22 protein-coding genes are annotated in these 22,009 nt (G+C 50.4%); 10 read left to right on the top strand and 12 right to left on the bottom strand.

Annotated elements, in window-relative coordinates; all coding sequences use genetic code 11:
* Window positions 1-17: 17 nt before the first annotated feature.
* Window positions 18-1,007 carry an ABC transporter substrate-binding protein gene (locus L21SP2_RS02800; protein WP_024266957.1) on the top strand — a complete coding sequence of 330 codons (990 nt, stop codon included), beginning with the start codon at window positions 18-20 and terminating at the stop codon, window positions 1,005-1,007.
* A gap of 214 nt (window positions 1,008-1,221) precedes the next feature.
* Complete coding sequence (locus L21SP2_RS02795) at window positions 1,222-2,325, top strand: putative manganese transporter (protein WP_024266956.1); 1,104 nt, start codon at window positions 1,222-1,224, stop codon at window positions 2,323-2,325.
* A 73-nt stretch (window positions 2,326-2,398) separates the two neighbouring features.
* On the opposite strand, the gene L21SP2_RS02790 is transcribed toward L21SP2_RS02795, so the two are convergent.
* The 6 genes from L21SP2_RS02790 to L21SP2_RS02765 all read right to left on the bottom strand — a co-directional run bounded on the left by L21SP2_RS02790 (window position 2,399) and on the right by L21SP2_RS02765 (window position 8,329).
* Window positions 2,399-4,462, bottom strand: coding sequence for a heavy metal translocating P-type ATPase (locus L21SP2_RS02790; protein ID WP_053335747.1), 2,064 nt, complete (start codon window positions 4,460-4,462; stop codon window positions 2,399-2,401).
* Window positions 4,463-4,473: 11 nt separating this feature from the next.
* Complete coding sequence (locus tag L21SP2_RS02785) at window positions 4,474-4,821, bottom strand: ArsR/SmtB family transcription factor (RefSeq protein WP_041401066.1); 348 nt, start codon at window positions 4,819-4,821, stop codon at window positions 4,474-4,476.
* 301 nt (window positions 4,822-5,122) lie between these two features.
* The gene (locus L21SP2_RS02780; RefSeq protein ID WP_024266952.1) at window positions 5,123-5,722 is read right to left on the bottom strand and encodes an ABC transporter ATP-binding protein; all 600 of its coding nucleotides are present in this window, start codon (window positions 5,720-5,722) and stop codon (window positions 5,123-5,125) included.
* Window positions 5,723-5,728: 6 nt separating this feature from the next.
* On the bottom strand, window positions 5,729-6,517 hold the full coding sequence (locus L21SP2_RS02775; RefSeq protein WP_169730411.1) for an ABC transporter permease: 789 nt from the start codon (window positions 6,515-6,517) through the stop codon (window positions 5,729-5,731).
* A 4-nt stretch (window positions 6,518-6,521) separates the two neighbouring features.
* On the bottom strand, window positions 6,522-7,517 hold the full coding sequence (locus tag L21SP2_RS02770; RefSeq protein ID WP_024266950.1) for an ABC transporter substrate-binding protein: 996 nt from the start codon (window positions 7,515-7,517) through the stop codon (window positions 6,522-6,524).
* 17 nt (window positions 7,518-7,534) lie between these two features.
* Entirely contained in the window at window positions 7,535-8,329 is a 795-nt protein-coding gene (locus tag L21SP2_RS02765) for a class I SAM-dependent methyltransferase (RefSeq protein ID WP_024266949.1), read from the bottom strand.
* Window positions 8,330-8,656: 327 nt separating this feature from the next.
* Here L21SP2_RS02765 and L21SP2_RS02760 point away from each other — a divergent pair, with 327 nt between their 5' ends.
* Entirely contained in the window at window positions 8,657-9,403 is a 747-nt protein-coding gene (locus tag L21SP2_RS02760; RefSeq protein ID WP_024266948.1) for a ferredoxin--NADP reductase, read from the top strand.
* 20 nt (window positions 9,404-9,423) lie between these two features.
* Window positions 9,424-10,572, top strand: a complete 1,149-nt coding sequence (locus L21SP2_RS02755; protein ID WP_024266947.1) for a DUF2325 domain-containing protein — start codon at window positions 9,424-9,426, stop codon at window positions 10,570-10,572.
* A gap of 1,299 nt (window positions 10,573-11,871) precedes the next feature.
* Here L21SP2_RS02755 and feoB read toward each other — a convergent pair.
* The 4 genes from feoB to L21SP2_RS02725 form a co-directional block, all read right to left on the bottom strand.
* Window positions 11,872-13,884 (bottom strand): ferrous iron transporter B, encoded by a 2,013-nt coding sequence (gene feoB / locus L21SP2_RS02740; RefSeq protein ID WP_024266944.1) that lies wholly within the window; start codon window positions 13,882-13,884, stop codon window positions 11,872-11,874.
* Window positions 13,885-13,982: 98 nt separating this feature from the next.
* The gene (locus tag L21SP2_RS02735; protein WP_024266943.1) at window positions 13,983-14,243 is read right to left on the bottom strand and encodes a FeoA family protein; all 261 of its coding nucleotides are present in this window, start codon (window positions 14,241-14,243) and stop codon (window positions 13,983-13,985) included.
* 154 nt (window positions 14,244-14,397) lie between these two features.
* Window positions 14,398-14,898 (bottom strand): flavodoxin, encoded by a 501-nt coding sequence (locus L21SP2_RS02730; protein WP_041401061.1) that lies wholly within the window; start codon window positions 14,896-14,898, stop codon window positions 14,398-14,400.
* A 52-nt stretch (window positions 14,899-14,950) separates the two neighbouring features.
* Window positions 14,951-15,379, bottom strand: coding sequence for a DUF2023 family protein (locus L21SP2_RS02725; protein ID WP_053335559.1), 429 nt, complete (start codon window positions 15,377-15,379; stop codon window positions 14,951-14,953).
* Window positions 15,380-15,730: 351 nt separating this feature from the next.
* On the opposite strand from L21SP2_RS02725, the gene L21SP2_RS18270 reads away from it, so the two are divergent.
* The 4 genes from L21SP2_RS18270 to L21SP2_RS18785 are packed head-to-tail and all read left to right on the top strand — an operon-like array spanning window position 15,731 to window position 17,344.
* Window positions 15,731-16,408 carry a radical SAM protein gene (locus L21SP2_RS18270; protein WP_144082904.1) on the top strand — a complete coding sequence of 226 codons (678 nt, stop codon included), beginning with the start codon at window positions 15,731-15,733 and terminating at the stop codon, window positions 16,406-16,408.
* Window positions 16,405-16,665: a hypothetical protein gene (locus L21SP2_RS18265; protein WP_144082903.1), complete on the top strand. Its 261-nt coding sequence runs from the start codon at window positions 16,405-16,407 to the stop codon at window positions 16,663-16,665. Before L21SP2_RS18270 ends, L21SP2_RS18265 begins: the two co-directional genes overlap by 4 nt.
* Window positions 16,662-17,195 carry a hypothetical protein gene (locus tag L21SP2_RS18260; protein WP_144082902.1) on the top strand — a complete coding sequence of 178 codons (534 nt, stop codon included), beginning with the start codon at window positions 16,662-16,664 and terminating at the stop codon, window positions 17,193-17,195. The genes L21SP2_RS18265 and L21SP2_RS18260 overlap by 4 nt, the downstream gene beginning before the upstream one ends.
* Window positions 17,192-17,344: a hypothetical protein gene (locus L21SP2_RS18785; protein ID WP_024266940.1), complete on the top strand. Its 153-nt coding sequence runs from the start codon at window positions 17,192-17,194 to the stop codon at window positions 17,342-17,344. The genes L21SP2_RS18260 and L21SP2_RS18785 overlap by 4 nt, the downstream gene beginning before the upstream one ends.
* 147 nt (window positions 17,345-17,491) lie before the next feature.
* Here L21SP2_RS18785 and L21SP2_RS02715 read toward each other — a convergent pair whose 3' ends face one another.
* Together L21SP2_RS02715 and L21SP2_RS16760 are read right to left on the bottom strand one after the other, a co-directional pair.
* Entirely contained in the window at window positions 17,492-17,752 is a 261-nt protein-coding gene (locus L21SP2_RS02715; RefSeq protein WP_024266939.1) for a FeoA family protein, read from the bottom strand.
* A 139-nt stretch (window positions 17,753-17,891) separates the two neighbouring features.
* Window positions 17,892-18,431, bottom strand: coding sequence for an RNA polymerase sigma factor (locus L21SP2_RS16760; RefSeq protein WP_024266938.1), 540 nt, complete (start codon window positions 18,429-18,431; stop codon window positions 17,892-17,894).
* A gap of 189 nt (window positions 18,432-18,620) precedes the next feature.
* Here L21SP2_RS16760 and L21SP2_RS02705 point away from each other — a divergent pair, with 189 nt between their 5' ends.
* Window positions 18,621-19,652: a helix-turn-helix transcriptional regulator gene (locus L21SP2_RS02705; protein WP_024266937.1), complete on the top strand. Its 1,032-nt coding sequence runs from the start codon at window positions 18,621-18,623 to the stop codon at window positions 19,650-19,652.
* Window positions 19,653-19,720: 68 nt separating this feature from the next.
* Window positions 19,721-22,009 (top strand): CRISPR-associated helicase/endonuclease Cas3, encoded by a 2,289-nt coding sequence (locus L21SP2_RS02700; RefSeq protein WP_024266936.1) that lies wholly within the window; start codon window positions 19,721-19,723, stop codon window positions 22,007-22,009.

Here is a 22,009-nt window from a genome sequence, read left to right as displayed (position 1 = left end):
AAAAAGTGGAGAAGATTATGAACACAACGAAAACGTATCGATACGGCGTATCCGTATTTCTGCTTTTCCTGGTTTTTCTCAGTTCGCCCCTGTTTGCACGCGGCGGCGGAGAACGGGACCTGGATATCAGACTTATCGGGTCCGGCGAGGCGGGAATGACCATCAGGCACATGCTGGGTGAGACGACCATCCCCGACGATCCCCGGCGCATCGTGGTACTGGCTGAGGAAGGGCTGCTTCTGGATCTGATCGAGCTGGGAATTAAACCGGTATTCTCGCTGGCGAACGAACCTGCCGATATCGCGCTGGCCGAACCGGACGAGCTTGAGGGGATTCAGATCACCAGATCGGCCGAGGGCATATCGATGGAAGATCTCGTTAACCTTGAGCCCGACCTCATAATCGGTCACGAGTTTTTCGTCGAGCGGGGGGGCTATAACCGCATCAGCAGGATCGCCCCCACCGTAGTAGTGCGCTCCGACGATCCCGCCGAGGCTTTTATCCAGACCGCCATGATTTTCGGTCTCAGGGATGAAGCGGAGTCGAGCGTTGAGGATTTCCGCACAGAATTCAAACGGGCGGCAGATTCGCTTGCGGGACGCATCCCGTCGATCTCCGTCGCGACGGTGTATCCCGGGGCGAACATCGCGCTGTGGTATCGCAGCGATGTGCCAGTGCCCAGCCAGCTGGAAGCCCTCGGTGCTCCGCTTCGCCCGGGGGATGAGATTTGGGGTACCCTCCGTCCCCGTCAGGGACGGGCGTTTATCAGCAGCGAGCGACTGGATCTCATCGACGGCCAGATCCTCGTCCTGCTTCAGTCGCCTTTCCTCGAGGGTGAAATGGAGGATCTCGCCCGGCTGACGGAAGATCCGCTCTGGCAGACGATACCCGCCGTCCTGAACGACCGGGTGATCATCATGGACCGGCTGGGGTACCCCGGCTTCAGGGGTCAACGGCGACTGCTGGCCGAGCTGGTTGGGATCCTCGAGGTTGAGATCCGCAAATAGCATTCCGCAAATAGCATAAAGAGTGCAAAACGTGTGAGCGATGTGCCGGGCAGAAAGGATCCGATTCATCGCTCTTTTTTTATCGATAATCGTATGATTCCGGTAACAATAAGTTAATACCCATTGACTATTTGTGCTTACATGTTATAGTTAGCCTCAGCTAACTTTCAGGAGATGCTGTTAAAGTTAGTTAATACCAAACATAGGAGCCACTATGGATTTTAACTTATGGGAATTCATATTAGGTAATCTCGAAGCGGCCGGCGTTATCGGCGGATACGTTTCGATCTCGATCATAGGGGTGGGTCTTATCACCTTCGCCACCAGAGAAAAGCTGAGCGGAGACCGGCAGATCGGTCCCAAATGGGCCCATCCGCTAATCGGCGGTCTTTTGGGAATAATCCCCGGCTGCGGTGCGACCATAGTCGTCTCTTCAATGTACAAGAAGAAGAAGATCACCTTCGGCGGTCTGTTGGCGACTTTCGTTGCAACCCTTGGTGAAGGTTCGTTCGTCCTCCTTGGAGCATCTGATGAAGCAGATGTAGCGGCGAACCTTACCGCATTCCTGGTGGTGAACGCGGTTGGGCTCGTAGTCGGTGTAATCCTGGGCTATGTGGCTGACGGCATCGGCTTCCGAAAGCACATCGGCGAAGCACCTGAACCAGTTGAAGCGGAAGCGACTCATGAGCACAAAACGAGCTCTCCGTTCGTGAATACCCTTGTAGAAAATGTTGGGTTTTACCTGCTTCTGGCGATGGCTGCGTTTCTCCTACCCGGCTCAATCATGGCGCTGTGGGGCGGAGGCATCGCAGCAATTGAAGGCATAACCGTATATGTGGCGATTGCATTAACGGTCGTGAGTATCATTTACTACTTGATATACCGCTATGCCTACCACGGCAACTGCTGTTCAACCGGTGAAGATATCCGAACGAACCTGCATACCTCAGTTGCCGATATCACCCTGGTGGTCTTTTTCGTATTCATTGGCCTGTTCGTCGCCAACTTCATTATTGACGTCCTTGTCGGTCCCGAACGATTCGACGCATGGATGACCTCGTCCGCCGGCGTTGTCGTGCTGATCGCGGCCCTCATCGGGGTTACACCGGGTTGTGGTGGTATGATCGCAGTCGCGGTAGCATATACAGCCATTCCGAATTTCCCTCTGCCGGCGCTCATCGCCGCGGCAATTGCAACCAGCGGGGATGGAATTTTCCCTCTCCTGGCTTCCGACAGAAAAGATGCCCTTATCGTAACCGGTATCGGATTCGCCGCCGCATTGGTGGTGGGATACGGTGCATTGGCGATCGGTATCTGATCACATTGCGTTTTCCAAAGCGTTTCGGACTGCCTGGGTTAATATCCAGGCAGTCTTTTTTTTAGGCCGAGAATCATTTGATCGGCCGCAATATCCGCATTGAGTTTAATACCGCCAGAAGCGCGACTCCCACATCGGCGAATATGGCTTCATACATGCTGGCCTCGCCTAATGCGCCGGAGGCCAGGAAGAAAACCTTGATTGCCAGAGCGAACGCGATATTCTGTAAAACCAGTGCTCGGGTTTTCCTGGCGATCTTGCGAGCCACGAGTATTTTCGAAGGTTGATCGGACATAATAACCATGTCCGCAGCTTCGATGGCGGCATCCGATCCCAAAGCGCCCATGGCGACTCCGATATCGGCCCTTGCCAGCACCGGCGCATCGTTTATTCCGTCACCGGCAAACAGAACCTTGCGTCCTGTTTCGGCCAGCCTCTCGACATGGGCCAGTTTGTCCTGAGGCAGGAGTTCGCTGTAGGTTTCACCCACAGCGAGTTCATTGCCGACATGATCGGCAATCGATCTCTGATCGCCGGTGAGCATGACAGTTTGTGACGATGCTTCTGAATTGATGGCCGAAATCAAATCACGGGAATCGTCTTTTATTTCATCTTTGATAAAAACCGCACCCTCATATTGCCCGTCCAATGCCACATGAACTTTTGTGCCCGGATAATCCTCTGAGTCGATGTCAACCTTATGGTCGGCCATGATGCGCGCATTACCAACCAACAACTCTTTTCCGGAATAGTTGCCCCGTAAACCCTTACCAGGAATTTCCTCTACCTGATCGAGCTCTCCGCTGAGATTTTCGCTTCCATAATGCGCCACGATTGAGAGGGCGATTGGGTGGTTGGAGTGCTGTTCCAGCAGGGCCGCCAGCTCGAGAGTGTTATTTCCGGAAACCTTTTCTATGGTGAAGCTTCCCTTTGTCAGAGTACCGGTTTTATCGAATACGAAGGTATCAATATGATTGAGGGCTTCCAGGTAGTTCCCTCCCTTGATTAAGATTCCGTTGCGACTGGCCGCACCGAGCCCGCCAAAATACCCAAGGGGAACACTGAGAACCAGCGCACAGGGGCAGCTGATGACCAGGAAGATTAAAGCCCGGGACAACCATTCGGTAAACGCCCCCAAACCCAACAGCGGAGGGATAACAGCTAACGCCGCTGCCCCGATAACCACCACAGGGGTATATACCTTCGCAAAGCGTGTGATAAACTGCTCGGTCTTCGCCTTTTTTGAACTGGCCGACTCGACCATATCGAGAATACGGGAGACTGTTGAATCGCTGAAACGTGCAGTGACCTGCACTTTTAATGGACTGTTGATATTGATAAAGCCGCTTAGAATCTCAACCCCTGGCTCCATGGAGCGGGGCATGCTTTCACCAGTCAGTGCGGAGCTATCCACCGATGATATCCCTTCAATCACCTGGCCATCCACCGGGACTTTTTCTCCAGGCTTGACGAGTATCACCTGCCCGATTTCCAGATCAGCGGGATCGACGGACCTGAGCTGTCCGTCCAGGTAAAGATTTGCGGTATCGGCTTTGATATCAAGTAGTGATTTGATGCTTCGCCTGCTCTTATCCACAGCGAAATCCTGGAAAGCCTCACCAACCTTGTAAAAAAGCATAACCGCCGCGGCTTCAGTGAGCTCGCCCAGACCAAACGCGCCGATGGTCGCAATCGTCATGAGGAAGTTTTCATCAAACAGGTTCCCCTTCATAATATTTTTTACTGCCCGTGTCACCACATCCCCGCCGATGAGACCATACGCGCCGCCATACAACAATATGCGCAACCAAAGTTGAGGCGGATTGAGGATTAATGCGACGACAAAAGGAATAACACCAGCTATCAGTAGAAGATGCTTCTTTACTATGTCGGAAATCTTAATTTGCTTCTCGGAGGCGGTTTTTTTCTGTTCGGTAAGAACGACGGATATTCCGCTCTCGACTTCGTCCACGGTTTCCTGAATCCGAGCCCAGAGCGCCTCTGATTCCAAATCGCTTTCTACTTTTAGCTGTTTCGTTGCAAAACTGATGTGTACGGACCGTAGATAGTCCTTCTGCTCAAGCTTTTCCCCGATTACTGAGGCGCAATGAGCGCACTGTAGGTTTTCCAGCTCCATTTTTACCACGTTTACGTTCCTTCATCCCGGACGTGATCCAGGGCAATGTCTATCAGTGATTCGATATGATCATCATCCAGTGAGTAGTAGATCAGTTTCCCCTCACGGCGGGATTTAATGATCCTGCTTTTCTTGAGCAACCGTAACTGGTGGGATACGCCCGAAAGGGAAATCTCCATAAGAGCGGAAATATCCCCAACGCAGAGTTCCTTGATCCGCAGCGCGGCGACGATTCTCATCCGGGACGGATCGCCGAGTATTTTGAAGATATCGGAAATATCGACGATATCGTCCTCGGGAATGAGTTTCTCGACGACAATGTCCACATTTTCCTGATTGACGCAACATTCTGTCTTCATGTCATTCTCACTTATGCTCATTTGTACAGTTGTTCAACTGTTAGTTAAGATAATACCACAAATGAGAGAAATGTCAACAGCGGGTGGTTATCGAGATTGGATTTTTATGTCCTGGAGTTTCTCTCCAGGTTACATTGCCAGGGAGCTGGCGCGCACGTCGTCGAGTGCGTTCAATTTTTGAAGAAATGCTTGAAGTTCATCATCCGTCGCCGAAACCTGCAGGACGATCAAACCCGCCGGCGAACAAGCATCCTCGGGAAGATCGTGGAGACCCATAAGACAAAGCGTAATCTCCGTTAAATCAGTGACGCAAACCGAAGTGATGTATATCATCGGAAAAATCGGCTGCAAGACCTTCGTCGTGGGTTACCCAGAGTACGGTTTTTGATCTCTTCCTGCAGTAGTCGAATGTTTTTTCTGCGATTTTCCATCGCAGTTCCGGGTTTAATCCGGTGAACGGTTCATCGAGGAAGATCACTTCAGCCTCAGGCGCCAGGGCCCGGGCCAAGGCGATGCGACGAGCCATTCCTCCGCTCAATTCCCGGGGAAAATGTGAACCGTGACCGGACAGATCCATCATCTCGAGTAGAGAATCTATCAGCCCGGTCCGATCCGCTCTTCCAAGGGTCTGGGGCAGTATATACTCAAGGTTTTCCCGGACATTCAGCCAGGGAAGAAGCCGGGATTCCTGGAAAACCCACGATATGCTGCCCTTTCCGGGGAAGGTGTGCATACCCGAATCGGCTTTCGTCAGTCCAGACGCGATCTTAAGCAAAGTGGTCTTACCGCATCCGCTGGGCCCTAATAGGGCCTGGTGGCTGCCGGGTGTGATGGCAATGTCGAAATCCCGGATCACCCGTTTGTCGCCAAAGGCTTTGCTGATCTTCCGCATTTCGTACATGATCTTTTATTCCTCGCTTTTACTCGTACGATTCCTGAGGCTTTCTTCGGGAGCCGCCGGCAATAGGATTTTCAATAGCGCATCGAGGGCGGAACTCATTAAAATCACGATAAAGCACCATGCGAACACCCCCGCCGTGTCGAGCTGAGCCCGGGCAATCTGGAATGAAGTGCCGATGGCGATTGAAGGCTGGCTGAGAACTTCGGCGGCAATCATGACTTTTACGTTCAATCCGAGGGCAGCAGCAAGGGATCCACGAAATGATGGCAATACGGCGGGCAAGTAGAATTTCAGGACTTTCCTGAGAAACGGAATTTCGTATATGCGATGGAGATCGCGAAGATCTGAATCTATCGACCTGATTGAAGAAACCATCCCCCCGTAGAGCAACGGAAGGATGACGAGAGCGCATACGAGATACGGCGCTCCTTCAGAATCCAACCATATCAGGGAGAGGAGAATTATGCCCATGGTAGGCACGGCCCGCATCACCCTCATTGGGGCTGAGAGAAGCTGCTCAAATCTGAGCCAGATCCCCGCGGGAATTCCAAAAGCGATACCCGTGAAGAGCGCTATTGAAAACGATCCGAGTATTCTCAGGCCGCTGCTGGCGATGATGCGTATAAACGACTTACCGGTAATGATTATTGCGAAGCGCTCGAGGGTCGAAAGCGGACTGGGAAGAATCAATGGGGAATCGACGATAATCGAGACGAACGACCATAGGAGCAGGAATGAGACCGCTGAAATGCCCGACCAGATCAGGGTCGAGCGGCCGGGCACGGAAGCGATCATCAGTCTATCGAATCTCGTAAAAGCCATCGGACGGTATATCGCCGCTGAGCGAGTCGGGATTCGCCTGGAGGAGGACCCCGAGATATTCTTCGATCGCAGGGCGCGAATCCGCCGCATCCACGAAGTCAATCTTCAAGCGGGGAATAGCCGCGGTAAGGATCTGGGGATTCGTCCCTTCCATCAATGCCGCCGAGTACTCGCCGGCCTGCTGAGGATTCTCGTTTACCCAAAGGCTGGCTTGGCTGAACTCCCTAACGAAGGATTGGAAAAAATCGGGATGTTCGTCTAAAAAATCAGCTTGAGCCACGAGGACCGCCTGGGGATAGCTCGAGGCACTCCGGGATACGTCGGCCCACTCCTGTTGCAAATCGAACAGTATGCTCGCATTCTCGTTCCTGCTCAGAACCATTGAGAGCATTGGTTCGGGGATCAGGCTCATGGATAGTTTTCCGGTAATCAGCGCCGGGGCGATTTCGGTAGCGGAGGCGAAGTAGTTCAGAGTAAGATCAACGTCGGGATCCAGTCCGTTTTCCGACAATACATGCCGAAACACCAGATCGGGTGTCAACCCTCGACCGAAGATCCCGACTTCTTTACCTCGGAGATCTTCCCAGGATTCAGCGGGCTCCGTTCCAGCCACATAGAGTATTCCCCATACCACCGCTCCGACGAGACGTACGTCTTTACCCTGGTTATACAGCCGGGCGGCAAGATTCGTCGGGACGATCGCGATGTCCGCCTCCCCCGAAACGAGCCGGGCGCCCATCAGATCAGGCGAGGTAACGACATCCCACTTCAGCTCATAGCCTTCCGCAGATGGAAGGTTTTCGGCGGCCAATCTCGAGATCGCCACGGTCGGAGCGCCGGTCGGAACCGAGATAGTGACCTCAGTGGGTTCGACCGCAATCTGTTCGACGGGTTCTTCCGTCGTTTCGCGGGCTCCCGTCGCCCATATCGCAACGGGAAGTACTAGCAGCGCCAATACAAATAGTTTTTTCATGTGTTTCTCCTTTTTCATTACAACTTTTCACAGATGAAGAGCACAGCGCCCATATGACGATGATGTGTCTGAAACGCCGATCTCATCGCCGAGACCCGTTTCCGTGCCGCGGGATTTTTCATCGCCCTCGTGAAAAAGCGGATCGCAGGCAATAAACCCTCATCGGAAATGACTCGGAGGGGCTGGAGGAGTTTCATCCGCTTTTTGCGGATCTCACGCACCCTAAAACCCGCTTCCTCCAGGAGGAGCCTCCATTCGCCGATGCGAACGGGCCTTACCGGGTGCCTGACCTGACCCGTAAGGGCCGAGCGGACCGCATCGGCGATTTCATTCGGTTGATCGTCGCATAGGTATATTTCGTGTATCGCGAATCGCCCACCGGTTCGAAGACAACGGGCAGCCTCTTTCATGATGGCGAGCTTCTGCGTATCGGTTTGGATCGTCAGCATCGCCTCTGCGTACAAAACCGAGGCGGATTCATCCTCGAGGCCGGTGTTTGATGCATCCGCCTCGACGCAGATGTACCGGGGATGATCGAACTCCCGGTTAATGATTTCAACCACTTCAGGGGTTTTATCGACTCCGGTATATGAGCGAGGTGAATAGCCAAGCGTATGCCGTGCAGTTGCCCCCAGTCCCGGCGCGAACTCGACGACATCGTCCCGCCCGTCGATAGAGAGCAAGCGCAGCATGGTTCTGGAAAGCTTGATACCGCCCGGGCGCAGTACCTTCTTACCCAGCGAGGCGAGAACCCAGTGACCGGATGCGACCTCTATATTACCATCAATGGGTCGCCCAAATTCTTCGGTCATACCTTTCCTCCTTAGTTTGCCTTGCCTAACTTTAGTAACAGATGTTAACACTATCTTGAATGCAAATCGTTTGTCAATCGCGCTCATACAGCGCGACATTGTTGATTCGTACGGGAACTTCGAGAATGCGCTAACTTGGAATAAGTCATCGTCGTGTCGGCGAAGCCGATTTTACCATATTTCCGACTAATTTTATTGACTAATTTCTTATTTCAGAGTTAGATTTACCTAACTTTGTTAATCTACCTTTACCTAGCGAATAGACACCGGAAACAGATTGAATCATACAATACAAACGGTGTTTTGCATGGTAAACAAGGATCGCGTATGTCTACCCTTCTGAAAAAGATTCTCAAGCTTATAAGTCGCTCTGTTAGACGTTTATTCGGCCTGCCTCCGGTGCGAATGTATCAGCAGCGGATCGATTCAATTGAGAACGAATTCGGCCAGTGCTTTACCTATTACCTATCACCGTTATCGGCCCGCGATGAAGTTCGATTTATCCCGGGCCAATATACCCATGTAAAAGCCCCCGGCTCGCCATTTGCGAAACAATATATACGGCATTTGTCATTTGCATCGCTCCCCGGTCAGCCTTTGGTTTTCAGCATGGACCTTTCCTCCTCAAGTGAGTTCAAGGAGGCATTCCGAAAAGTCAAGCCGGGAGCGGTTATCGAGCTCTTTAAGACGAAGGGAGCATTTACCCTCTCCGGACTCGATAGATCCCATCATGCGGTGTTTATCGCCGGTGGGATCGGCGTGACTCCGATCAGATCCCTGATATTGGAAATCGAGCGACGCAAGGCCGAAATCCCCTCTTCCCCTCCATCCTACGAGTTTGTCCATGTGGGAAAGAATTACTTGTACCATGGCCAACTGGAGAGCGGAATTTCCGCCAGGTATATCGACCGGAAGGATGTTCCACAAACTATTGAATCCCTGGCAGAGAGCGACAGCCTCCAGAAGCGTTACTACATCAGCGGACCCCATGAGTTCGTCTCAGACCTCAGCTCGATGCTGATTGCTGCCGGTGTCAGCGCTGAGAGGATAAAAATGGAAGACTTTTCGCATTGATAATCTGCGGAGGGAAAAAAATGAAGGCGAAGAGACGAAAAATGTCGCAAATCGATTCGGATTTGTATTGCTCGATTGTCGGGACCTGTTTTACCTGTGACCAGGTCCGCCATCTGCTTCTGGAAGAAACTGATGCCCCGGTGAAAGATCAACCGGATTATGTCGTCCATGAGGTTGCAGTTGCAAGCTTGCGTCGCAACGAGCGCTTTCGAAACCGCACAGCCGCATATCTGGACCGTCTGTACAGTCGGGAAGTCTATGCCGTATCTAAGCTCAGCTCCAAGGCGGATCTTGATGCATACTGGGATGAGCGTTTTGCCTCCGGCTCAATCAGTGGTGCATACTGGGCGCTGTTTACCCATGGTCATGCGGGCAATGAGATACTGACCAGAGTCTTCGGCATGGTCCACATGCAGGGCCATGAGTCCGCCCGGGAGGAGCAAGAGAGACGGAAGGAAGTTGAGCGGTTGCATCATCAAATACACGTTATTGAAGAAGATTCGGTCCGTACTAGACTAGAGCTGGATAAAACGACGACAAAGCTTCGTCAGCTTGAATCGGCATTACGCATAGCCAAAAAGAAGCAGAACGAACTCAAAAGACAGGTCGTACTACACTGCTCTGAAATAGCGTCACTCGAAAAATCAGACCCGGTACTGACGACAAGAGAAAATGAAAAGCTGGTTAAGGCAGTGGAGATGTTGAATGCCCAGAATCAGCGGCTTCGCGAAGAGATCAAAGTATTGAGAATCGCCCAAGTCGGCAATAATCAGAGTACGTTTTCGATGGAAAGCGAACGTTCCGACGAGTGGCCAGCTCCAAATATCGACTGTCCTCAAGAATGTGAATTTCGGGATTCATGCAATTTGGATGCGAAATCCGTTTTGCTGGTGGGCGGAAAGATGTCGATGGTTCCACACTGCCGCCGGTTTATTGAGTCCTATAATGGCTGTTTCGCATACCATGACGGCGGTAAGGAGCAATCGCTTCATGTGCTGAAATCCATGGTTGCCGGCGCGGACATTGTAGTCTGCGCCCTCGATTGCGTCAGCCACAGCGCGGTCAAGGGAGTCAAAAACCAATGCCGGGGCAATTCGAAACGACTAGTGTTATTACCGAATTCCGGCGTCACAAGTTTCCAACGTGAAATGATTAAAATGAATCAATAACCCCGTAAATGAGATAGCGAAATGTTGAACAACGAAACCGCGCAATGAAAAATTCAAACCTCAGACACCTTACAATCCACGTCAGCATACATTTCACTTGTTGTAATGGATGTAATAAGCATATAGGAGTAAAAACATTAATTCTTCAATTGAGCTGTTTGCCGCGTTGGCCCTCGTGGCCTTAATGGTATTCAAGTTCGGACCGGCGCTGAAAAAGCACAGAACTCTCGTGTATATCGTATCGGCGATATTATCTACAATGGCTTTGGCCGGGATGATTTACTACCGGGTGAGAATCGGTCCAATCGGTATGCTGTACAATAACTCCCCGGCAGCATGGGAATCAGTAGAGTATCTTTCACTCAGGGCTTTCTATGATTCGTGGTGGATGTTTCCCTATGGAATGATCACTGGGGGATATCTCGGGATATCGATCTGGTCATTCGTAATGTGGGCTAGTTACATCCCGAATCAAACATGGAAAAGGAAGGCTCTCGCAGTGAGAACCGAATTGTCCATAGTGGGGGTTTTTATTTCACTTGCGCAAGCGCTGTTTTACGCCGCTGATCATATTTACCGACTGCGGACTTCCCGAAACAGGGAATTAGCGGCCAGCTTTATTTCCCGGTGATATTCCTGCTGCTTTACAATGTCTACCTGCTGGTTGTTTTGGGATACACATCATTCCCCGCCCCCAAAAAGAAGCTGGGAGCAAAAAAATGGCGCACGATTCAGAAAAAGGCCTACCAATTTTAAGCGATCACCTTTCTTGAGTTAATGTTATTTTCTGGCCTCGGGCTTCCGAATTTATTCAGTCCCGAAAGGCTGGTCTACGGCATCGCGGCGGCGATCAGGCTTTTCATCTATCTGGCCATATACGTTCCGTATTTGATTCAACGCATTAGATTCAAAAAAGTGCAAAAACGTAAAGAAGATGATAAAAGAACCGGGAGTCCTGAGGCCAAAGCTATTCCAAAACCGACAGGTGCGTGGTCAAGATAAAAGAAACCGTGGGGGTTTATGCCTCCACGGTTTTTTGTTTTTCGTGCCGTATTTTACATTTCGTTGTGCGGAGGTTAGTGACAGGAACAGCTCGATGACACCGATCGCTGTCGATGCCCGGTGGAGCAGCTGCCCCCTTTGCTTTCGCACTGGGTTGCGATGGGGCAGCCTACGCATATGGGCAGCATTTCGCCACCCATAGCCCTCGCCCGCCGTCGATCGCGGATGACCTTGAAACTGGCAAGTGCGAGTATCGCGACGATCAGCGCCAAGACGATCAGGTCGGCAACGCTCATGCTATTTGCCTACTGCAACGTCGGTCAGCTCAAACTTTACGCTCCGGCTTCCGCGATGCATCAGGAAGCCGACAAATCCTACCATGGCGACCACAGCGATGAGACCGGGCAAAAACCCGGTTCCGAAAGTTCCTGCGGTAATGAGGGTGCCGATCTGGTATACCAGGAAGGCCAGGACATAACCCATACCCAGTTGGAACCCGATTGCCCCCCAGACCCACTTCGGATCTTCCATTTCAGAGTTCATCGAACCGATGGCCGCGAAACAAGGGGGCGTGAACAGGTTGAATACCAGGTAGGACATTGCGGCTACCGCGCCGATGCCGAAAACTCCCAATACTTCCGCAGAGCCGCCAACCAATGCAAGCTCCTCAACATCGATGAAGTTGGTAATAGCGAACGTTACCGCCAGGGTACCGACGACGTTCTCTTTGGCAATGAATCCGGTGATCGCCGCGGCGGCAAACTGCCAGATCCCGAAGCCAAGGGGGATGAAAAGGAATGCCATCGGCGATGCGAGACCGGCGAGGATGCTGGTATCGGCCATGCCTTCGGCGACGACGCTCAAATCCCATGTGAATGTCTGAAGGATGTGTACAACGGCGTTGCAGATGAGAATGATGGTTCCCGCTTTCACGATAAACGCCTTCGCGCGGAAGAGCATGGAAACCGTCGCGCGCTTGATGCTCGGTAGCCGGTACTCCGGAAGCTCCATTATGAAATAGGACTGAGAAGTGTCCCCGGTGATTTTCCTGATTATCAGTCCGCTGAATACGATGACGAAGATCGCCAGGAAATACATGGAGGTGCCGACCCAGGCCTGGTCGCCGAAGAATACGCCGGCGAAGAGCGCGATGATGGGAAGCTTGGCTCCGCAGGGCATGAACGGGGACAGCATGGCGGTGGTACGCCGTTGCCGCTCGTTCTTGATCGTACGGGTCGCCATGATACCCGGTATGGCGCAACCGGTGGAGACGATCATCGGGATGATGGACTTTCCGGATAGGCCGATGCGTTTGAAAAAGCGATCCATGATAACCGCCACTCGGCTCATGTACCCCGAATCCTCAAGCAGCGCGAGCATGAAGAAGAGCACCATGATCAGGGGCAGGAATCCGACGACCGCCCCTACCCCGCCGATTATCCCGTCGAGGAGCAAAGCGCTGAGAAGCGGATTGACCGCTTCGCCCATAAGTCCTTCGACAAAGCCGTAAAAGCCTTCGATCCAGCCCACGAGGAGATCGGCAAGCCAGGGCCCTACCCAGGTCTGGGATACCGAAAACACCAGGTAAATAACGCCGGCGAAAATCGGCAGGCCCAGCCACTTGTGAGCGACGATCCGATCGAATTTGTCCTGGGCGGTCTGTTTAGTGGAATCGATTTTCCGCCGTTCCGCCTGCTCTACCAGGTCGTTGACGAAGTCGAATCGGCGTTCATCCACCGCTTCCATTTTTTCTTTACTGTCAGCGCTTCTTGATCCGCGGATAGAAACAGATCTTTGCTTCTTGACTTCCTTTTTAACCATCGCGACGGCTTCGACGATATCCCCCAGGCCGTTTTCCCTGCTATGGGTAGCAACGGTTTCGATGACCGGACAGTTCAGCGCGTCGCTGAGGAGCTGGGTATCGATTATGATGCCCTGTTTCGCACTCAGATCGCTCTTGTTCAGTGCCACGACCACGGGGATGCCAATTTCGAGCAACTGGGTGGTGAAAAAAAGGCTCCGGTTGAGGTTGGTAGCATCGACGATGTTGATGATCACGTCGGGGGACTCATTGCGAACAAACTCACTGGTGATGGATTCCTCGCTGGTGTAGGGGGACAATGAGTAAGCCCCGGGGAGGTCAACCACCGTCATGGGAATAGACGCCGGGTTCAGATCATCTTTTACCGGACCCTCTTTTTTCTCAACGGTAACACCGGGCCAATTGCCCACATGCTCCACTTTTCCGGTGATTGCATTGAACAAAGTGGTTTTTCCACAGTTCGGATTACCGGTCAATGCTATTTTCATAGCAGTCTCCTTTGGTACTGAATTGGTTCTGGTTTATCCGGACTTCCCTCGACAAAATCGAGTTGCCCCCGGCTAACTCACTGGATAACAAAAGTCGCTTAGCCGACTTTGAGCGCAGAGTCGAGTGCTGACTTGGCGGATTCGGACGTAATATGGATTGCCGCGGCAAGCCGGTCGTCCAGGCTGTATCGGGCGTTTTTGACATTGATGATATGATTGCCTGAAAGGCGGGAAATCACCGTCACTTTTTCACCGGGATAGCACCCGAGGGTGAAAAGGAAATCTTTCATACCCGCTTCAGTAGGTTGAACCGAGGAAATGATATATGTTGAATTGGCTGATGCATTCGCAAGGGTCATGGCACGCCTCCATTGACTGTTAGCAATATCTAACTAACAACGGGGGCAAGTTTACCCTAACTAACTATAGGTGTCAATCTTTAAAGACACAAAGATACCGCCCCGCGTCACCGGGGCGGCGTGTACCAGAAACCAAAAACCATGCCGGAGGAGGCTAAGAAAGAAGAGTCGACATACTCTCCAACCATTGACTTATGCGATCGTCGGTCATAGCCGACTCGTTATCCTCATCGATGAGAAGACCAAGGAGCGTACCGTTCTCCTCGGCGCGGGACTCATCGAATGAGTATCCTTCTTTTACGATTGAACCGACGAATTCAGCGCCGGAGGAAGCAAGTTCGTCTTTTATGAGGCCGACGGAATCACAAAAGGTATCGGGATACCCTTCCTGGTCTCCCAGCCCGAAAAAGGCGACCTTTTTACCGGCCAGATCCAAACCGGCGAGGTCGCCGATATTGTCCTGCCAGTCATCCTGCAATTCGCCGAGTCCCCAGGTGGATGCCCCGAGAATCAGAAGGTCGAAATCGAGAATGTTTGAGGGAACGCCGTCTGCGATGTTGAACAGCTCAGACCCGCTGATCCTGCCAGAAAGCTCTTTAGCGACAGTTGCAGTATTGTCGGTAGTAGAGCCATAGATAATTGCCACTTTGCTCATGTTGTCTCCCATTGCAGTCCAATCCGAACCGCTACAATTACAATAAAGGTATTCACTTCTCCCGGGCGTTTTTGCGCTGGAGAAATCGTTCGTACTGGTTAATGCTATTGTATCCGAGCATAATGCCCAGGATGAAATCCTGTTCTGGAGTAAGCTCATGAAGATGCTTAACACCGAATGACTCAACGATTGTAATGCACTCCGATCTGCCGAAGAAAATATTCACTTTTCTATCGCTCACGTCCTGTACGAAGTAGCGGATGTCTTTTTGATCTAAGCGGGCACAGAACCGTTCGCTATGAACCCGCGGAATCGTAACCAGAACCATGTCCCGAAGGCCTTTCTTCAGCTCATACAGGTGGTGGTTGCAGATCTGAAGGTCGGCGCTCATGTCCCCTCCCTCTTGAGAATAAAAAGGATGGTTCAAAATCGCTGCGTAGTGATGGGTGTCTGCGAAGTCTGTAACCATCAGACTGGCCATGAATCGCTCCTTAAGTTAGCTTTACCTAACTTTATTAGGTCTTATTAACTATGTCAAGGTTTTTTATTAAAATTCTTTACCCCATTGTTATAGATATATATTTATTTAATATTGACACCCGCTTATAATCCCTCTACCGTTTGCCGTATCTGATTGCTGTCCGCTTATTCGAACTATCATCCGCAAGAGGCCGATCGCAAGAGGATTCGAAACCACAACGCTTGCAAGGACGATATGGCACTGAGCAACGCGGAGACCGTACCACACAAGCGGGCCCTGCCCCCTCCGTTCACTCTTTCCGTTGCCATATCCTCTGAGGAGGAACTATGTCTGTTAAGGAATGGGGTTTCATTGGTCATAAAGCCCGACGAAATATCAAGATATCTGCGACCCGACGGCGCCAGCTTCATTGATGAGCAGCAGATCTGGCATCAAATTAATTATGCTGCTGCTCCTGAACCCGGGAGGGTACGGGAAATTCTTGCCAAAAGCGTAAGCATCAGCTCTCTCACCCCTGAGGAAACCGCGACGCTTATTCGCGTTTCAGACCCGCAGCTCCTTGCAGAAATGCGCGATGCGGCGCTTACGGTCAAAAACAAGGTGTACGATAACAGGATCGTCACTTTCGCCCCCTTGTATCTGTCGAATTATTGTGTAAATGCCTGCAAATATTGCGGCTTTCGGGATGAAAACAACCGCATGCCCCAACGAAGCCTTTCAATGGATGAAGTGAAGAGGGAAACCGAGGCCTTAGCCGGAAATCTCGGTCACAAACGCATCATTGTAGTGTACGTAGAATATCCCCGGTCGGACATCGACTACATCGAAGGGAGCATAGACGGGATCTACAATGTTGAAATGCCAACCCGTAAGGGCAAGGCGAGTATCCGCCGGGTCAATGTGAATGCAGTGCCAATGGATATTGAAAAACTGACCCGGCTTCAACGGGTAGGAGTGGGTACCTATCAGGTTTTTCAGGAGACCTATCATCAAAAGACCTATGAAGCGGTCATCCCGCAGAAAGTTTGAAAGGGAACTATCTCTGGCGGCTTTATGCCATGCACCGGGCTATGGACGCCGGCATTGACGATGTGGGCATCGGAGCGTTATTCGGCCTGTACGACTGGCGTTTTGAACTGATGGGCCTGATTCATCACAGCAGGGAACTTGAGGACCGGTACAACAAAATCGGCCCTCACACAATCAGTTTCCGCCGGCTGGAGACGGCGGACAATGCCCCGTTTATGAACAATCTGAAATACTGGGTTGGGGTTGAAGGTTTTTGAAAATCATCAGCATCATCCGCCTTGCCATTCCCTACAATGGGATGATCATTACCGCCAGGGAACCGGCTCATATCAGAAATTCGGCCCTGGAATCCGGGATCACCCAAATGGATGCGTCCACCCGAATCGGTCTCGGGGCATACAGCGAAATTAATGATGCCAAGCGGGATGTGTCGAAGCAGCAGTTCGAGCTGGCAGACACCAGAAGCCTGGAGGAGCTCATTGGCGAATTGGCAGACCGTGGTCACATTACGAGTTTTCGCACCGCAGGCTACCGCATCGGTCGAACCGGAGAGCGGATCATGAAGCTGTTCAGGGGATGCCATGAGGCGGAGTTTTGCAAGCTCAATGCGGTCATCACCTTCCGGGAGTGGTTGGACGATTTCGCATGCGATGACATCCGGCAGAAATGGGAGGCGCTGATTCGCCGCGAGCTGTCTTCCATCGGTCAGGAGCTTTCTCAATACCAGGGGAAATTCAAGCCCATGTATGCAGAGACTTGCAGGGGAAAACGGGACCTCTATTTATGAGCAGGGATAGGACCACATTAAGCCGCGCAGAAATTAAAGAACTGCTCTCATTGACCGACCCGGCGGATCTGGAGCGCCTGCAGCGCCGGGCCTATGAAACCATGAAGCGGACCGTGGGAGAGAAGGTATACTACCGGGGATTGCATTGAACAAAGTGGTTTTTCCACAGTTCGGATTACCGGTCAATGCTATTTTCATAGCAGTCTCCTCTGGTACTGAATTGGTTCTGGTTTATCCGGACTTCCCTCGACAAAAATCGAGTTGCCCCGGCTAACTCACTGGATTACAGAAGTCGCTTAGCCGACTTTGAGCGCAGAGTCGAGTGCTGACTTGGCGGATTCGGACGTAATATGGATTGCCGCGGCAAGCCGGTCGTCCAGGCTGTATCGGGCGTTTTTGACATTGATGATATGATTGCCTGAAAGGCGGGAAATCACCGTCACTTTTTCACCGGGATAGCACCCGAGGGTGAAAAGGAAATCTTTCATACCCGCTTCCGCAGGTTGCACCGAGGAAATGATATATGTTGAATTGGCTGATGCATTCGCAAGGGTCATGGCACGCCTCCATTGACTGTTAGCAATATCTAACTACCCACATTCCGGACATCTCAGAACAAGAAATAGTATTTTTCAAATGGAGGTCCCAAAGCTTTCAGTATCGTTTTCTGATCTTTTCGTAGGGTTGAGATTGGAATCACGGCAAAGCCCTTGCCAGATTCTTAACAGCGTAACGCTTGCGTGCACTGATTGTGTCGATACTCTCTCCGCTGAGCTCAGCGATTTCTCTGAAGGTTTTGCCCCCGAATACATGAAGCTCTATTACCTTTTTCTGGGATCCCGGCAGCACCGAAATGGCGGTGTTCAGGGCATCCACAAGTTCGGCGTACACATAACTGTCCAGCGGGTTAAAGCCCGCTTCGGTAATCACCTCACGGATCGTTTCTTCGGAGACATCGGTCTCGCCCTTCCGCTGTTTCAGGTTATCCCTTCGCCACAGATCAATGAGCCGCCGGGTGAACAATGAATTGATCCAGGCCGGCAGATTGCGGATCTCATGAATCAGCGGCAGCCGCTCAAGGGTCTCGGCGTACACCTCATGGATGAGATCCTCGGCTTCCTCGATGCTCTTTCCCGCCTTTCTCAAGCGGGCCATCAGCCGGGGCTTCTCAGCCCGGTATGCCGATTCCAGCCTTGCCCGGGGCTCATTCTGTAGCGCTTCGCTATTCGGTTTCATATCCTTCACAAACTATGACGAATGGGGGAGGGATTTTGTGTGTCAATTTGGTGGTTTTTCCGGGAGCCGGGGATTAAATCCCGGAGATCCGCTTCAAAGCATAGTATTCATGATATTCACATCTTTATTCTGTTATCTAACTTATATCTATTATTGAGTTTGAAACCGAAACGACCGAATATATAAGATATGTCTAATGAGACAACGCGGTTTACTTCCGCCCATAATAAAGCTGAGAGACTCTTGCAAATTGAGCGGCTATTGCTCCATTCGGAACGAGGTAAAACCCAAAGCGAGCTGGCAAAGATTTTTGGGGTAAGTAAAGCAACCATCCACAGAGATATTCAATCATTAAGCACTGGCGGTTATATATATGAAGATGATTCACGGCGGCTCCGGATGGACCCGTCACAGTATTTGCACAATGTAAGACTGAGCATGTACGAGCTGGAAGCTCTTCATTTGTCAACCCGCTTGTTCTCACGGGTGATGAAATTCCCCTTCCCTCATGCATCCTCCGCTCTACGTAAACTTGCAGACGCCCAGCGGCGGGTAAGCGACTCTCTGGCCGATCAGATTCTGTTCACAGCCGAGGATATCGATAATTTCTCAAGCCCCATCGATTTCTCCCATTACCGTAAAATTATTGAACAAACCGGCCGTGCGATGAGTGAATCCCGTCCCATGAAGATCCGCCATTTCTCTGCCCGAAAACAGACCACTCAGGAATTTATTCTGTTTCCCATATCACTTGAACCTCATCATGAAGGTAGAGCCGTACACCTGCTTTCATGGGATATATCTAATCAGGATGAACAATTCCGCACAATAAAAGTTGAACGGATCGAAAACGTTGAGCTGATGCAACCAGAGCCAAATATTAAGAACCGCATCCCCTTGGAATCAATAAGAAAGCGTTTTCGGCAAGCCTGGGGTATTTGGAGCAGCGAAAGCGCTCCTCAGCATGTTCAACTTTTATTTTCAAAAAGCGTTGCTCATCGTGTTGCCGAAACGCAATGGCACCCGAGCATGACCATTTCCACAGAAGCGGACGGAAGCCTGATGTTTTACGCATACATTGCCGAACCCCGAGAAATGTATCCCTGGATTCGTGGTTGGGGACCGGATGTTCAAGTATTAGAACCCGAATGGCTGCGTCAAAAGCATATGGAAGATTGCAGCAAGATGGCTCAGATGTATGAAAAGAATAAAAAATTGTAGAGGAGTTTCGGTAGGTGAAACTGGATAGAAATAAACTGACACTGTTGATTTAGCAAAAGAGGGCGTTAATGAATATGGATTTTGTAGCACATGTAAAACAGGACAACTCTGGGAATTGGGCTCCTCCCCATGAACTTCATGAGCATCTTGTGGATGTTGCTGAAAAAGCGGCTAAATTTGCAAGCAGATTCGGGAATCAAGATTGGGCAAAAATCGCAGGATTATGGCATGATCTTGGAAAATACAAACCTGACTTTCAACAGTACATCCGAAAGGTATCAGGCTACATGAATGAAATAAATACTGAGGGTGGCGCTGGACGTGTCGACCATTCGATTGTCGGGGCTCTTTTAGCAAAAAGAAAATTTGGAAAAGAAGGTGAGAATTTTGCAAAGATTCTTGGATATATCATCGCCGGACACCACGCAGGTTTGCCTGATTGGGATCATTCTCCAAATATAGGTGGAGCGCTATCCGGTCGTTGGACTGAAGAACACCACCTGGATAAAGCCTTGCAGTCACCAATACCCGATGAGTTTATTAATACAGAATTGCCAAGTTCAATGCCATGCAATCTTGTGCAAAATCAGGAAGCAGATACGCTTATGGAAGAGAACCTGCATTTATGGATTCGAATGCTCTTCTCATGCTTAGTTGATGCTGATTTTCTTGATACCGAAGCATACATGAGTCCCGATTCTGCAAATCAACGGGGCAACTATGCGCTTAGTCTCACGAAACTTAAACAAAATCTTGATATCTATATGTATCAGCTATCAGAATCTGCTGAGGAAACAACCGTAAACCAAATTCGAAAATCTGTATTATCACAGTGCAGGGAACGAGCAAATGAGAAGCCAGGAATCTTTACCCTTACAGTTCCCACCGGAGGAGGCAAAACTCTTTCTGGAATGACCTTCGCACTCGATCATGCGGTAACTCACAAGATGGACAGAGTGATTGTCGCAATTCCATATACAAGTATCATTGAACAAACAGCTGAGCAGTATCGCAAAGTATTCGGCAACGGGGTCGTCATCGAGCATCATTCAAATTTGAATCCGGATACTGAAACCAATAGATCAAAGCTCGCTAGTGAGAACTGGGAAGCTCCAATTATTGTCACAACAAATGTACAACTGTTTGAGTCTCTGTTTGCTGCACGAACTTCAGCGTCACGAAAGTTACATAATATTGCTAATTCGGTCATCCTTCTGGATGAAGCTCAAATGATACCTCCTCAATATCTTCAGCCAATTATCTCCAGCATGCGTGGGCTGATCAAGATGTTTAACTGCTCAATTGTGCTTTCCACTGCAACCCAACCCGTTCTATCAGAAAATATTGATGCTGGAAGCGAGGTGTTGCATGGTTTCAATTCTGCAGATGTAACAGAGATTATTAAAAAACCAGAGGAATTAAGCAGACAACTTCAGCGCGTTCGAATCAAGATCATGAAGGATGGTCTTGAAAAAACTAGTTGGCCAGAAGTTGCTGAAGCTATGGATGAATTTGATCAAGTCTTGACTATTGTAAATTCCAGGCGTGATTGCAAACAGCTGTTTGATCTACTACCCAATGGTACCATTCATCTATCTGCACTAATGTGCCCACAACATAGATCTGTGGTCATTCGCACAATAAAAGACAAATTGAAAGCGAACTCTCCTCTTCGCGTCGTCAGTACACAGTTGGTGGAAGCAGGAGTTGATATAGATTTTCCAGTCGTATTCAGAGCAGTTTCCGGATTCGATTCCATAGCACAAGCCGCTGGACGATGTAATCGAGAAGGCAAATTACCGCATCTTGGGACAACCTATATTTTTCAACCCGAACGAGATGCCCCTCCTGGTCTGCTGAGAAAAGGACAATATGCAGGACAGGATATTTTGCAAGCCTGTCCAGAATTAGTGGAACGGTTAGATCCAGAAGTGTTTCGAAAGTATTTCACTGAGTTTTACTCAAAGTTAAATAGTTTTGACGAAAAAGGGATCATGGCATTACTTGCAGGTGAACGTACACGAAACTTTCAATTTCAGTTTCGATCCGCAGCAGAGAAATTTTGCCTCATTGATAATTCCGAACAAAGACCAATAGTAGTATGGTATCAAGACGGCGAGAAATTGGTAGAAAAATTAGAATTCCTCGGTCCGAATCGTACAATTCTTAGGAAACTACAAAGATATTCTGTTTCCGTTCCGCTGCCGGTTTCAAGAAAGTTAGAATTAAATAATTTTATACGTCCGGTTAAAGGCATGGACGGCTTATACGTTCAAAGTGCTACAAACCTATACAGTGAAGTATATGGCCTGAATATGGATGGTCCTGAGCTTTCTGTGCAGGATTACATGACGTAA

This window comes from Salinispira pacifica (assembly GCF_000507245.1).
GTDB lineage: Bacteria > Spirochaetota > Spirochaetia > DSM-27196 > Salinispiraceae > Salinispira > Salinispira pacifica.
Note: the sequence above shows the minus strand (reverse complement) of the source record. Positions and strands in the feature narration are given on the sequence as shown.